This is a genomic window from Pseudomonas sp. SED1, assembly GCF_034044025.1.
Taxonomy (GTDB): domain Bacteria; phylum Pseudomonadota; class Gammaproteobacteria; order Pseudomonadales; family Pseudomonadaceae; genus Aquipseudomonas.
In genome coordinates, this window is sequence record NZ_JAXCIS010000227.1 from 63,107 (window position 1) to 76,990 (window position 13,884).

Consider the following 13,884-nt stretch of genomic DNA (forward strand, 5'->3'; position numbering starts at 1 on the left):
GTTAGTCAGCCTTCTTGGGGGTGGAGTTGAGGACGCTGGTGAGTTCCAGGCGGCCGGCGGTGCGCAGGGCGGATGCTTCGACGTCCAGCAGGTCGAGTTCCTGACCGGCGGTGGACCAATGGCCATTGCCGGTGGGGAACGGGATGAGGACGGTGTAGGTTTGGCGGTTGAACATGAGTGGAATTCTCCGGGTGGAAAATGCCAAAGCCCCTGCGAGAGGGGCTTTGAGCGGGCGAAAAAAAACCGCTTTCGCGGTGGGAGTCAAGCTCGGTCAGGTAGGGGGTAAAGAGCCTTGATTTCGGCGACCTTGTCGCGCCATGCTTTTTCTTTCTCAGGTGTTTCGTCGTATTGCCATTCAAGGAAAAGTGGATCGGCTTCGGTCACGTAGAGCGTACGGCGCGCGGCTATGGAATTTTCCAGTTGAAGGATTTTCGCGGCCTCAACACACAGTTCAGCTGCTTGTTCTGCAGAAAAACCTAGGCTTTTCAGAATCTCTATATCCGCCGGAATATTGATCAATAGCTCACCGCTGGGTGTTACAGCAGACTTAATGGAAATCATCATTTACGCCCCTTTCATCGCGTAGATTTTATCGTTGTCGTAAGCGTAAGCCATCCGTTTTTCAGGCAATGTCGTACCCAATACGGCATCGGCGTCCGTCAGGCGATAAGGCCGGACGCACCACCGAATTTCCCAGTCGCCCTGGGTACTTTCTCCCATAGGTACCTCAGCGTCCAAACGACTGAAACCAACTTCTCCAGGAAAGGATTTGTTAACGGTGTAGCTCAGCCCCCCTCGAAGATATAGACCGGAGTGAATGGAAGACTGGATAACCTGCCCATCCTTCAAGCCTAAGTACAGCGGCCTGACTCCAGAGACATGCCGAGCAATGCAGGTCATGCCAAAACTAATACCGCGGACCGTTTCACGGTAGGTCTGCGAAATACGCTTAACTGTTAGATAGTTGCCATCCCCACTCCAGAGGTGCCCACAGCCCTCCATTTGCAGGTTCAGACCAGCGATATGAACAATGCCCTGGCCAAACGGGGCAGATCCCGCATCGCGACTGTAAATGCGTGAAAAGGTAACTTCGGTCTCTCCGCTATCATTGCCGGGCATGGTCCACCACACCGGATAGAACGTGTCAGTCGGAAGCCCTGTCAGGTCAATATCCTGAGCGTAAAGGGCACGACCGTTGATATCCTTAGCCTGCACACTGTTGCGCCAAGCAGTGAACTGGCTTGATGCTACATCTACTTGAGTATTAATTTTTCCAATCTGGTTAGTCACCGTTTCCGTCAGCTTATTACACGCATCAACCACTTTCGTGATAGTCGTTTCAATTCCCATCATCAACTCCCTGTCAATTAGTCTTTCCAGCACTTTTGTCAGTGCAACTACTTCGCTTCGAGATGCATAACCCGCAACATCAGATCAACGTGGCGGGACATATTGCCAACCGAAGCCGCCGCCATGATCGCGATTTCTTCAGCCATCAATACATTCAAATTCTCGCTCCCCACCACAATCGTCACGCTGTCCGCCGGCAATGGCGAAATGTCCAACGTGAACTTCTGCAGCACCCGAGCCGCCGCCGCTTTATACGTCAGCAACTTTCCTGCAACGGAATACACCGCCAATAAGGTCCCACTGGCGAGATAAAAACCGAACTCGCCAATTTCATACTCAGCCTCGCCATCAAACAGCGCGGCCATCCGGAGTTGCCGGTCGCCCAGGTCCTCGTAGTCCACAATGGCGACCCGCTGGCGCTCGTCACGCAGGGCAACTTCGGTGCCGTCGGGGTTGTAGCGGCCAGTACCGGCGCCGATGTGGGTAATTTCGCCTTTCAAGCCCTGGTTCGTTGCCTGCAGCACTTCATCCAATCCCTTGGAGGTGAAGCGCACCAGGCGTGTAATTTCATCTGTCATGGCTGCGCCCTGAGGTCGTAGTCGTTAATGGTGTAGTGCCGGGCTACCCCGGCACTGTTAAGCCGGGCCGCCAGCCCGAGTTCAGGCAGTACGCCGCACAGCTCTAACTCGCCATCGCTGAGCGGTGTGTGCGCCACGCTGCTGCAAGCGAGTGCCGCGTACAGCTTCACCTCGGGCAACGCCCCAGGCTGGCTCTCATCGCCGATGCTCAACCCTGGATCAGCAGCTGCGGCAACACGCAAACCCTGGGAGGTCTCGTGCACGATGGTGATGGTGGCTAAATCCCGCTCGCTCTTGGCCGCGTTGATGCGGCGGATCAAACGGTTGTGATCACCACTGGACCAACTGCGACCGATGATTGCCTGCACATCAAAGGTGTAGGGCAGACCTGTTGGCCGCTGTTGATACCAGGCGCTGATGTTCGGGGTGAAACCCAGTGATTCAACCGCGTAGCTCAGCGCCTTGGGCGTACCGGCCTGACGCTGGATCTGCCAGGACAAGGCCACGGTGAGCCGCTTCTCCGACTCGCTGGCAGCGGCATCCCATTCACTGACGCCGCGATCAGCGGCCAGGTAGGGAAGGAATTCAACCGGGGTTTGCAGCGGGTTCATCAAAGCGGGAAATGGCGGCGTGACCCGGTCGAGTAGCTGCCCAAAACCCAGGTCCAGTGCCTTCTCCAACGGCGAACTGTTGGCGGGCAGCAAGCTGCCTTTTGGTTCGTTCATAGGGTGCGCACCTCCACCTCGACACCCGTGCAATACGGGGCCTGGAACGCCGTGGTGACGATCGGCTCCAGCGGCTCAAGGATTTGCAGTTGCGCAGCGCCAGCCGAGTGGATGGCGTAGTCGATCCAGCTTGGGTCCACCCGCCCTTCCAGGCGATGGCAAGACTCTGCGTAGTCTTGCAGCAGTTTCTGGGCGGCGACTTGAGTGAGCCCGGAGTCCGGGCCGGCGTTGATCTTTGCCACCACGCGGATTTTGTAACGCAGGATTTGTGCGCCCTGCACCGAGACGAGATCCGTTTCCGGTCGCACATCAGGCCGGGCGAAATGCCGGCGCACACCGTCGAGTAGGTCCGCAGAAGGTGTGCCATCCCCGTCTCGGGACAGGACGGTGACCATCACTTCGCCAGGCGCGGTGCGACGGCCGTTGCCATCCTTGACCCGCGCCGCGTAGCCGTCGGGGTCGAAGGTATAAGTGACCGTCACCACACCCGGCGTAGCACTTTGCACTTTCACCGATGGACGCTCACCGAGGGTGAAAACCTCCCGGCGATACTGCATCCGCGAGCCTGCCGCGGGAGCGTGTGGCGCCAGGTAATAACGCAACCGGGCGTCGTCGTCGCTCTCCAACGTCGGCGGCACTGGCGGGAAAGCCGCTGGATCACCGGGATCAAGCACCTGGCGCTCCAGGCCCATGTCCGCCAGGCGTGCATCGAGGTTGCTGCCGGTGGCCCACCACGCCAGCATCTGCTTGATGCGGGCGTTGTATTTGCGCTCGTGGGTTTGCAACCGAACGCAAAACGCTTCCAGCGCCAACGTCAGCAGCTCGCTTTCGTTCTCCAGGCTCACCTTGAGCTTGGCGGCGTTTTCCGGCGCACGAGTCGCAACGTAATCAACGACAAACGCCTTGAACTCCGCCAACAGCGGCTCGAACTCATCGACGGCAATGATCGCTGGCTCAGCCAACTGATTCTGGCCGGGTATCAGCATGCTCATGTCACCACCTCGAAGGTTTGTTTGCGGTTTTTCCAGGTGCCGGCGAAGCGCAGCAACAGGCCGGCGCCCTGACGGTTGGCGACGATGACTTGCGGCTCGAAATCGGCGATGCCGTTCTGTGGGTTGTAGAACGCCTGGGCGGCATGGCTCTGGGCGAGAATCAGCAGGTCATCGCCGAGGTTTTGCCCGAGCAGTTGCGGGATCATCGAGCCGTACAGCGGGCGCTTCTGGCGAGTGCCCAAGGGAGTGGTCAGCGCTCGGGTGGCGCGCTGGACGAATTGCAGCCAGTCATCGACGGCCGCCCCGGTGTTCCGATCGATTCCGATCATGGGATGTCCTTATCAGGGGCTGATGACTCGGCCTTGGTGGTCCACCACCGGGCCGCTGAAGTGCGCGCCGCCGGCATCCAGCAACAGACTGGTACCACCAACTTGCAGCGTGATGCTCTGGGCATTCATCGTCAGGCTGGCGGCGCCGACCTTGACGTTGACCTGCTCGCGGGAACCGATGAACGTAGTCGGGCCGTTGACCCAGTTGAAGGTGTGGCTGGCGTCGTCGTAGTCGCTTTGGGTGCCGTCCTGATGGCGGCGTCGGGTCAGGGTCGGGACGCTGGAGACCGGCGGAAAACGGTCGCTGTTCAAGCCGAACAAGGCTACCGATTGCGCCCCGCCCTCCCCGCCGCCGTAGTTGAGCAGCAAGCATTGCTCGCCCACGGACGGGATGCGGGTTTCCGTCTGCGCACCGGCGCTGGGGTTGAAAAAGCGAATGGCCGGGGTGAGCAGTTCGCCGTGGCTGACCTTGCAGGTATTGCTGGCGGCGTCGACCTCCTGACACACGCCGATGCGGCAGAAGCTTTCGGCGCGTCGATACAGGTCTTCGAGCTGGCTTTCCATTTCCGCCAGTCGCTCGACGATCGGCCCCAGTTGCATGCGTAACAGCGCGTCGAACATGGGCTACTCCGCCAGCGGCTTGTATTGGTCGGGGTCGTCGATGTTCGAGACTTCCCAAGTGCAGGCGAACAGCGGTTTGCCTGTGGGATCGTTGAGCAGCGGCGGTCCGATATAGAGGGTTTGGGTGAAGCTGACGGTCCAGGTGTCGTAGTCCGTTTCCGCGGTGGTGCGTATGGATGGCGCAGCGACAATGTTGGTCGGCAGATCGCACTGCTCCTGCGGCAGGTTCCAGCGGTTATCCAACACCAGGTCCATCAGTTGGCTGGCCAGGTCGCAGGCATCAAAGGGCAAGGCACCCGGGGCAACCATGGCCTTGAGTGAAATCCCCAGGGCGTGGGCTTTGCGCCCTTCGCGGGAGCGAATGCCCGGGCCATTGCCTTCGACGGTGATCAACACACCGGTGTTATTCGCGGCGCCCTGGAAGTCCTGATGATTGCCGACCTTCAGATCCGGAAAGGCAACGCGCAGCGCCTCGTTGATGGCCTGGGGCAGTTGGGAGGGTTTTTCGATGAGTGTCATTTAAGTCGCGTCCTTGCAACGGTTACTGCGGGTCCCGGCCTGGGCCTTCGTTGACGCCGATGCGCTTGGCCGCCCAGCGTTCATAAAGGCCGATGGCCACGTCGGCGCCGGCCATGGCGGTCAGGCAACCAATGGCGCCGGCTGTCCAGATCGACATGCCGGCGGCGTAGCACAGCATCAGGGCTGACACCCCGCACACCATGCACGCCCCGGAACGCAGGGCCAGGCGTCGCACCAGCGACCAACCGCGGGCGCCCTCCTTGTCGGCACGCCACATTTCTCCGGATACACCGCCGATCAGGGCCAGTGCGATCACTAGCCAGATAGGCATTTCCGCTAACGCTTGCTGCTCGTTTGTCATGTCACGCCTCCTGGCTGAGCATTACCGGCACAGTGCCGGGTGTTGGGTAATTCCATTTATAGGTAGGCATTCCAAAAAGCCCGGTTGCCCGGGCTTTTCAGTAATGCTGTCCTCGAACTTTCGGCGCTACTGGCGCGGTACGGTTCTTTCCTCAATGTTTTTCCGACCACGATCCCTGTCTGCCGGATAACTGCTTCTGGTGCTTTACGCTGCACACCCGGGTCAGTTGCCAACCCTCTGAACCGTTAAGGCCGGTTCATCGCTGCCTGTTCTTGAAGCGGTTTGAAACTAAAGAGCGTCGGCATCCTTGCCGGTGTTGCCTGGCATCCGTGCCATCGCTTCGATGGCGTCCTTGCCGGTGTTGCGTAACATCCTTGTCTTCCTTGGCAGCATCCTTGCCGCCTCCACCAGGCCTTCTTGGCTGGCTTGAGATGAAGAATATGCATGTATGCATATACAGTCAATGCACAAATGCATTTATTTTTGCGCAACATATGCATAGATGCATTCACGGCCTTATGGGCAAAGGGTTTGGTGGTTTTGCACGGGCGAAAAAAAACCCGCTCATTGGCGGGTTTTTCTTACGCAGAAGGGTTAGCGGGCGTACATGCCCCACCAGAAGACGTGACCGAGGATGCTGATCTGCTCTTCCTGGATGTCCTGGAAGCTGTAGTCCTCATCCGGGTGTTCATCGCGGTTGAAACTGCGCAGGCGAATCCCCGAAGGCAGGCGGTAGAGCTGTTTCACCCGCAGTTGGCCGTTGTGGTTGATGGCATACAGGTCGCCGTCGACGATGTCACCAATCCCGCACTTGCCGGCGTTGACGCCGACGGTCGCGCCGTCACGCAGCACCGGCAACATACTGTTGCCACGCACCGTGACGCACTTGGCCTGGTCGAACTGCACACCGTTATGCCGCAGGCTGCGCTTGCCGAATCGCAGGCTGGCCTTCTCGCTTTCCTCGATGACGAATCTTCCTGATCCAGCAGCCAATTCAACCTCGCGCAGAAAGGGGATCGACACCTCGTCATCATTAACGGGCGTGTCGTCGTCCCACAGGCTTATGTCCTTGAGTTCCGAATGCATCGGGTCACGTTCCTCAGACCGCGCCGACACCAGCGCCACGCGCCCGCGCAGCTGATCAGTGCTGACCTGGAAGTAATCGGCGATGCGCGAGATATGCTTGTCCGACGGATCAACGATCTTGCCGCTGAGGATCCGGGAGAGCGTGGATTGAGGCACGCCGGTACGCCGGTGAAGCTCCGTGGGGGAGATCCGGTCGCGGTCCAGCAGTTCTCTTAAGACGATAGAAACGTTGCGTTTTTGCATAACGCGGATAGTGCAGGCAGTTTTGATGCTTGGCAAATGCTAATTTGCATATTTAATGCATTGATTGCAGATTTTTACCTGACCGTTTGTGCACTGCGAAGCCCCGACCTCGCGTGTTAACCTTGCGCCCATTGCAAAAAATGCTGGGCCAAGCGCCCCCTTTGCCCCATCACTTTCAACGAATTTGCTAACTATCCAATGAGTAAAAACACTTCCGATCTGTCCTCCCACACCCCGATGATGCAGCAGTACTGGCGCCTGAAAAACCAGCACCCTGATCAGTTGATGTTCTATCGCATGGGCGACTTCTACGAGATCTTCTATGAAGACGCGAAGAAGGCCGCCAAGTTGCTGGACATCACCCTGACCGCGCGCGGGCAGTCGGCCGGGCAGGCGATTCCGATGTGCGGGATTCCTTATCATTCGTTGGAAGGTTACCTGGTCAAGCTGGTGAAGCTGGGCGAGTCGGTGGTGATCTGTGAGCAGATCGGCGACCCGGCCACCAGCAAGGGCCCGGTTGAACGTCAGGTAGTGCGCATTATTACGCCGGGTACGGTGAGTGATGAGGCGCTGCTGGATGAGCGTCGCGATAACTTGATCGCGGCGGTGCTTGGGGATGAGCGGCTGTTCGGCCTGGCGGTACTGGATATCACCAGCGGCAACTTTACGGTGCTGGAGATCAAGGGCTGGGAGAACCTGCTGGCGGAACTGGAACGCGTCAACCCGGTGGAGTTGATGATTCCGGATGACTGGCCGAAGGATCTGCCGGCGGAACGTCGTCGTGGGACCAAGCGTCGCGCGCCGTGGGATTTCGAGCGTGATTCGGCGCTGAAAAGCCTATGCCAGCAATTCTCCGTGCAAGACCTCAAGGGTTTTGGCTGCGAAACCCTGACCCTCGCTATCGGCGCCGCCGGTTGCCTGCTCAGCTATGCCAAGGAAACCCAGCGCACGGCCCTGCCGCATTTACGCAGCCTGCGTCATGAGCGCCTCGACGACACCGTGGTGCTGGATGGCGCCAGCCGTCGCAACCTGGAACTGGACACCAACCTGGCTGGCGGGCGCGACAACACCTTGCAATCGGTGGTCGACCGTTGCCAGACCGCCATGGGCAGCCGCTTGCTGACCCGCTGGCTGAACCGTCCGCTGCGGGATTTGACCGTGCTGCAAGCCCGTCAAACCTCTATTACGTGCCTGCTGGATCAATACCGGTTTGAAAAGCTGCAACCGCAGCTCAAGGAAATCGGGGATATCGAGCGGATCCTGGCGCGGATCGGTCTGCGTAATGCACGGCCCCGCGACCTGGCACGCCTGCGGGATGCCCTCGGCGCCCTGCCGCAACTGCAAGCGGCGATGACCGAACTGGAAGCGCCGCACCTGCAGCAGCTTGCCGTCACCACCAGCACCTACCCGGAACTGGCGGCGCTGCTGGAAAAAGCCATCATCGACAACCCGCCCGCGATCATCCGTGACGGTGGCGTGTTGAAGACCGGTTACGACACCGAGCTGGACGAACTGCAATCCCTGAGCGAGAACGCCGGGCAGTTCCTGATCGACCTGGAAGCTCGCGAAAAAGCCCGTACGGGCCTGGCCAACCTGAAAGTCGGCTACAACCGCGTGCATGGCTACTTTATCGAGTTGCCAAGCAAGCAGGCCGAGCAGGCGCCGATCGATTACCAGCGTCGCCAGACCCTCAAGGGTGCCGAGCGCTTTATCACCCCGGAGCTTAAAGAGTTCGAAGACAAGGCGCTGTCGGCCAAAAGCCGCGCCCTGGCTCGGGAGAAGATGCTCTACGAAGCCTTGCTCGAAAGCTTGATCGGCAAGCTGGCGCCGTTGCAGGACACCGCCGCCGCCCTGGCCGAGCTGGATGTACTGAGCAACCTGGCCGAGCGAGCCCTGAACCTTGACCTGAACTGCCCGCGATTTGTCAGCGAGCCGTGCATGCGCATCGTGCAAGGTCGCCACCCGGTGGTGGAGCAGGTTCTGACCACGCCGTTCGTCGCCAACGACCTGTCGCTGGATGACGATACCCGCATGCTGGTGATCACCGGTCCGAACATGGGCGGTAAATCCACCTACATGCGTCAGACCGCATTGATTGTGCTGCTGGCGCATATCGGCAGCTTCGTGCCGGCGGCCAGTTGCGAGCTGTCCCTGGTGGACCGCATCTTCACCCGGATCGGCTCCAGCGATGACCTGGCCGGTGGCCGTTCGACCTTTATGGTGGAAATGAGCGAAACCGCCAACATCCTGCACAACGCCACCGAACGCAGCCTGGTGCTGATGGACGAAGTGGGCCGCGGCACCAGCACCTTTGACGGCCTGTCCCTGGCCTGGGCGGCGGCCGAGCGATTGGCGCACCTGCGGGCGTATACGCTGTTTGCGACGCACTACTTCGAGCTGACCGTGCTGCCGGAAAACGAGCCGCTGGTGGCCAACGTGCACCTCAATGCCACCGAGCACAACGAGCGCATCGTGTTCCTGCACCATGTGCTGCCCGGGCCAGCGAGCCAGAGTTACGGCCTGGCCGTGGCGCAACTGGCGGGCGTGCCAAGTGAGGTGATCACTCGCGCCCGCGAACACCTGAGCCGCCTGGAAGAAACCGCCCTGCCCCACGAAGTTCCCGTGGCCAGCCCGGCCAAAGCCAGCAACAAACCCAGTGCGCCACACCAGAGCGACATGTTCGCCAGCCTGCCTCATCCGGTACTGGATGAGTTGGCTAAGCTTGACTTGGACGACTTGACCCCGCGGAAAGCGCTCGAAATGTTATATGCACTGAAGACTCGGATATAACGCAGACGCGTGCAAGCTGGTAGACTCTCGCGCGGTTTGGGATGCTGCGGGCTTTTAGCCTGGCCTGCAGACTATCGCTCCCGAACCTCGCGAGCCCTGCCACAAGGGGTTTCGCTGCCGCCGCCTGAGGAGAGAATTAGAAATGACCTTCGTCGTCACCGACAACTGCATCAAGTGCAAGTACACCGACTGCGTAGAAGTGTGTCCGGTGGACTGCTTCTACGAAGGCCCGAACTTCCTGGTCATCCACCCGGACGAGTGCATTGACTGCGCCCTGTGTGAGCCAGAATGCCCGGCCGTCGCGATTTTCTCCGAGGACGAAGTCCCGGCAGAAATGCAGGAATTTATTCAGTTGAACGTTGAGCTGGCGGAAATCTGGCCGAATATCACTGAACGCAAAGACCCGATGCCGGATGCGGCGGAATGGGATGGCAAGAAAGGCAAGATTGCAGACCTCGAGCGCTGATAGCGTCGAAGCCCTCTAAAAGGCCCCTTGCGGGCCTTTTTGCATTTCTGCGGGGCGGGTTTCACTTTTCTACAGGCAAAAAAAAGGGGCGGTATGACCCGCCCACATTTTTTCCCTAGTCCCTGTGTTCCTTTTCATCATCCTGATGAATCGCATCCTGCGAGGTTCCCTGAGTCATCATTCCGTGATGACTGTGTCAATCCGTGGACACAGGGCTGATCTTAGAGAGTTCCCGGGGAAGTTCAACGGGATCCAAATCGCGGAACTATATATTTGCGCGTTCGATCAATAATAAATAATTGTTATATTTCAACAAGATATAAATACAGGCAATCAATTCAAGACGTCCGCACCGGCGAAAAAACCCAAACACTTACGAGAAAGTAAGTGAATGCTTACACCAGCAATTACGTAAAAGGGTAACGAGCGGGCCCTGAAAGTTCGCCAGGCAAGAAAAAGCCCCGACACCGTCGAGGCTTCTTTCCCATCAGGTGGATCAGTCGTCGCTGACAGTGATCGTCGGCATCGCCTGGCCCTCAGCTTCCTGGAGTACGATCCGCGCCCCTACGTGGCGGGCCAGTTCCTGGTAGACCATGGCAATCTGGCCATCCGGTTCAGCAGCCACGGTCGGCTTGCCACCATCAGCCTGCTCACGAATCCCCATGGACAGCGGCAACGACGCCAGCAGTTCAACCCCGTACTGGGTCGCCAGCTTCTCGCCGCCGCCTTCACCGAACAGATGCTCGGCATGGCCGCAGTTGGAGCAGATGTGCACCGCCATGTTTTCCACAACGCCCAGTACCGGAATGTTGACCTTGCGGAACATCTCCACGCCCTTGCGAGCATCCAGCAGCGCCAGGTCCTGCGGCGTAGTGACGATCACCGCGCCGGCCACCGGGACTTTCTGCGCCAGGGTCAACTGGATATCGCCGGTGCCTGGTGGCATATCGATCACCAGATAGTCCAGATTGCCCCAATCGGTCTGGGTGACCAGTTGCAGCAATGCACCGGAAACCATCGGGCCGCGCCAGACCATCGGCGTATTGTCATCGGTCAGGAAGGCCATGGACATCACTTCCACGCCATGGGACTCGATCGGCACAAACCATTTCTGGTCTTTGATCTTAGGCCGGGTACCTTCGGCAATGCCGAACATCACGCCTTGGCTCGGGCCATAGATGTCGGCGTCGAGAATGCCGACGCGCGCGCCTTCACGTGCCAGGGCCAGGGCCAGGTTGGCGGCGGTGGTGGATTTGCCCACGCCGCCCTTGCCGGAGGCCACGGCCACCACGTTCTTGACGTTGGCAAGGCCCGGGATCTGCGCCTGGGCCTTGTGCGGGGCGATCACGCACTGGATGTCGACCTTGGCCGAGCTGACACCGTCCAGGCCTTCAATGGCCATTTGCAGCATCTGTGCCCAGCCGCTCTTGAACAGCCCGGCGGCATAACCCAACTCAAGCTGGACCGAAACCTTGTCACCCTGCACGTCGATGGCGCGTACACACCCGGCGCTGACCGGGTCCTGGTTCAGGTAGGGGTCGGTGTATTGGCGAAGAACGGCTTCCACCGCTGCGCGATTGACGGCGCTCATGGGCTACTCCCGAAAAAGACTGACTAAAACAGGCGGCTATCCTAACCGTTCCAGCGTCTTAGCGGCACGCTTTCGGCCGTCGGGAAAATCCTGAAACAGCCGCACGGGGTGAAATAAATTTCCCGGCGCTTTATAGTGGCCGACCTCCGTTTCATCAAGTAGCCGAGCCCCATGTCCGAGCCACGCAAGATCCTCGTCACCAGCGCCCTGCCCTATGCCAATGGTTCTATCCACCTTGGCCATATGCTTGAGTACATCCAGACCGATATGTGGGTGCGCTTCCAGAAGCATCGCGGCAATCAATGCATTTATGTCTGCGCGGACGACGCCCACGGTTCGGCCATCATGTTGCGCGCCGAGAAGGAAGGCATCACCCCGGAACAACTGATCGCCAATGTCCAGGCTGAACACAGCGCCGACTTTGCCGAGTTCCTGGTGGATTTCGACAACTTCCACTCGACCCACTCCGAAGAAAACCGCGAGCTGTCGAGCCAGATCTACCTGCGTCTGAAGGACGCCGGGCACATTGCCACGCGTTCGATCACCCAGTATTTCGACCCGGAAAAGAAAATGTTCCTGGCCGACCGCTTCATCAAAGGCACTTGCCCGAAATGCGGCACTGAGGACCAGTACGGCGACAACTGCGAAAAATGCGGCGCCACTTACGCGCCCACCGACCTGAAGGATCCGAAGTCGGCCATCTCTGGCGCCACCCCGGTGCTCAAGGATTCCCAGCACTTCTTCTTCAAGCTCCCGGATTTCCAGCAGATGCTGCAAACCTGGACCCGCAGCGGCACCCTGCAAGACGCCGTGGCGAACAAGATCGCCGAATGGCTGGACGCCGGCCTGCAGCAGTGGGACATCTCCCGCGATGCGCCGTACTTCGGTTTTGAGATCCCGGGCGAGCCAGGCAAGTATTTCTATGTGTGGCTGGACGCGCCGATTGGCTACATGGCCAGCTTCAAGAACCTGTGCGACCGTACGCCGGAGCTGGACTTCGACGCGTTCTGGGCCAAGGACTCCACTGCCGAGCTGTATCACTTCATCGGCAAGGACATCGTCAACTTCCACGCGCTGTTCTGGCCGGCGATGCTCGAAGGTTCGGGCTACCGCAAGCCGACCGGCATCGCGGTACACGGCTACCTGACGGTGAATGGCCAGAAGATGTCCAAGTCCCGTGGCACCTTTATCAAGGCGCGCACCTACCTGGACCACCTGTCGCCGGAATACCTGCGCTACTACTACGCGTCCAAATTGGGCCGTGGCGTCGACGACCTGGACCTGAACCTGGAAGACTTCGTACAAAAGGTCAACTCGGACCTTGTGGGCAAAGTCGTCAACATCGCCAGCCGTTGCGCCGGTTTTATCCACAAGGGCAACGCCGGTGTGCTGGTGGCTGAAAACGCCGCGCCAGAACTGACCGACGCGTTCCTGGCTGCAGCACCAAGCATCGCCGACGCCTATGAAGCCCGCGACTTTGCCCGCGCCATGCGCGAAATCATGGGCCTGGCCGACCGTGCCAACGCCTGGATCGCCGACAAGGCGCCGTGGTCGCTGAACAAGCAGGAAGGCAAGCAGGCTGAAGTCCAGGCCATCTGCGCCACGGGCGTCAACCTGTTCCGCCAGTTGGTGATCTTCCTCAAGCCGGTACTGCCACTGCTGGCGGCCGACGCCGAGGCGTTCCTCAACGTGCCGCCACTGACCTGGAACGACCACGCGACCTTGCTCAGCAACCATCAGTTGAATGAGTTCAAGCCGCTGATGACCCGTATCGACCCGGTAAAAGTCCAGGCCATGAGCGACGCGTCCAAAGAAGACCTCGAGGCCAGCAAGACCGACACCGGAGAAACGGCGCCTGCCGGCAATGGCGAACTGGCGAAAGATCCGCTGTCGCCAGAAATCGACTTCGACGCATTTGCCGCAGTGGACCTGCGGGTCGCGCTGATCATCAAGGCCGAAGCTGTGGAAGGCGCCGACAAGCTGCTGCGCCTCACCCTGGACATCGGTGACGAGCAACGCAACGTGTTCTCCGGGATCAAGAGCGCCTATCCGGATCCGTCCAAGCTCGATGGTCGCCTGACCATGATGATTGCCAACCTCAAGCCACGGAAAATGAAATTCGGCATCTCCGAAGGCATGGTGATGGCGGCGGGCCCTGGCGGTGAAGAGATCTACCTGTTGAGCCCGGACAGCGGCGCCAAGCCGGGTCAGCGCATCAAGTAAAAACTGCGAA

15 protein-coding genes are annotated in these 13,884 nt (G+C 59.5%); 3 read left to right on the plus strand and 12 right to left on the minus strand.

The window, feature by feature from the left end; translation table 11 throughout:
• Nucleotide 1: 1 nt before the first annotated feature.
• From SNL23_RS28570 to SNL23_RS28620, 11 genes are all read right to left on the minus strand, one after another.
• Nucleotides 2–175: a hypothetical protein gene (locus tag SNL23_RS28570; RefSeq protein ID WP_318304393.1), complete on the minus strand. Its 174-nt coding sequence runs from the start codon at nucleotides 173–175 to the stop codon at nucleotides 2–4.
• Nucleotides 176–261: 86 nt separating this feature from the next.
• A complete protein-coding gene (locus SNL23_RS28575) occupies nucleotides 262–564 on the minus strand; it encodes a hypothetical protein (RefSeq protein WP_318304394.1) in 303 nt (100 codons plus the stop codon).
• A complete protein-coding gene (locus SNL23_RS28580; protein ID WP_318304396.1) occupies nucleotides 565–1,350 on the minus strand; it encodes a phage tail protein in 786 nt (261 codons plus the stop codon).
• Between the two features lie 47 nt (nucleotides 1,351–1,397).
• The gene (locus SNL23_RS28585) at nucleotides 1,398–1,928 is read right to left on the minus strand and encodes a phage tail protein (protein ID WP_076015405.1); all 531 of its coding nucleotides are present in this window, start codon (nucleotides 1,926–1,928) and stop codon (nucleotides 1,398–1,400) included.
• Entirely contained in the window at nucleotides 1,925–2,653 is a 729-nt protein-coding gene (locus SNL23_RS28590; protein ID WP_076015406.1) for a phage tail protein I, read from the minus strand. The genes SNL23_RS28585 and SNL23_RS28590 overlap by 4 nt, the downstream gene beginning before the upstream one ends.
• The gene (locus tag SNL23_RS28595) at nucleotides 2,650–3,645 is read right to left on the minus strand and encodes a baseplate J/gp47 family protein (protein ID WP_017480139.1); all 996 of its coding nucleotides are present in this window, start codon (nucleotides 3,643–3,645) and stop codon (nucleotides 2,650–2,652) included. The genes SNL23_RS28590 and SNL23_RS28595 overlap by 4 nt, the downstream gene beginning before the upstream one ends.
• On the minus strand, nucleotides 3,642–3,974 hold the full coding sequence (locus SNL23_RS28600) for a phage baseplate protein (RefSeq protein ID WP_010170122.1): 333 nt from the start codon (nucleotides 3,972–3,974) through the stop codon (nucleotides 3,642–3,644). Before SNL23_RS28600 ends, SNL23_RS28595 begins: the two co-directional genes overlap by 4 nt.
• Before the next feature lie 12 nt (nucleotides 3,975–3,986).
• The gene (locus tag SNL23_RS28605; RefSeq protein ID WP_318304398.1) at nucleotides 3,987–4,595 is read right to left on the minus strand and encodes a phage baseplate assembly protein V; all 609 of its coding nucleotides are present in this window, start codon (nucleotides 4,593–4,595) and stop codon (nucleotides 3,987–3,989) included.
• A 3-nt stretch (nucleotides 4,596–4,598) separates the two neighbouring features.
• Nucleotides 4,599–5,114, minus strand: a complete 516-nt coding sequence (locus SNL23_RS28610; protein ID WP_318304399.1) for a hypothetical protein — start codon at nucleotides 5,112–5,114, stop codon at nucleotides 4,599–4,601.
• Nucleotides 5,115–5,136: 22 nt separating this feature from the next.
• Nucleotides 5,137–5,475: a phage holin family protein gene (locus SNL23_RS28615; protein ID WP_017480135.1), complete on the minus strand. Its 339-nt coding sequence runs from the start codon at nucleotides 5,473–5,475 to the stop codon at nucleotides 5,137–5,139.
• Between the two features lie 594 nt (nucleotides 5,476–6,069).
• Nucleotides 6,070–6,804, minus strand: coding sequence for a LexA family transcriptional regulator (locus SNL23_RS28620; protein ID WP_076015410.1), 735 nt, complete (start codon nucleotides 6,802–6,804; stop codon nucleotides 6,070–6,072).
• A gap of 198 nt (nucleotides 6,805–7,002) precedes the next feature.
• Here SNL23_RS28620 and mutS point away from each other — a divergent pair, with 198 nt between their 5' ends.
• Nucleotides 7,003–9,594 carry a DNA mismatch repair protein MutS gene (gene mutS / locus SNL23_RS28625; protein WP_076015411.1) on the plus strand — a complete coding sequence of 864 codons (2,592 nt, stop codon included), beginning with the start codon at nucleotides 7,003–7,005 and terminating at the stop codon, nucleotides 9,592–9,594.
• A gap of 142 nt (nucleotides 9,595–9,736) precedes the next feature.
• Entirely contained in the window at nucleotides 9,737–10,060 is a 324-nt protein-coding gene (fdxA, locus tag SNL23_RS28630) for a ferredoxin FdxA (protein WP_003208688.1), read from the plus strand.
• A 496-nt stretch (nucleotides 10,061–10,556) separates the two neighbouring features.
• On the opposite strand, the gene apbC is transcribed toward fdxA, so the two are convergent.
• Complete coding sequence (apbC, locus tag SNL23_RS28635; protein ID WP_076015412.1) at nucleotides 10,557–11,651, minus strand: iron-sulfur cluster carrier protein ApbC; 1,095 nt, start codon at nucleotides 11,649–11,651, stop codon at nucleotides 10,557–10,559.
• 171 nt (nucleotides 11,652–11,822) lie between these two features.
• On the opposite strand from apbC, the gene metG reads away from it, so the two are divergent.
• Nucleotides 11,823–13,874 carry a methionine--tRNA ligase gene (gene metG / locus SNL23_RS28640; protein WP_076015413.1) on the plus strand — a complete coding sequence of 684 codons (2,052 nt, stop codon included), beginning with the start codon at nucleotides 11,823–11,825 and terminating at the stop codon, nucleotides 13,872–13,874.
• Nucleotides 13,875–13,884 lie beyond the last annotated feature (10 nt).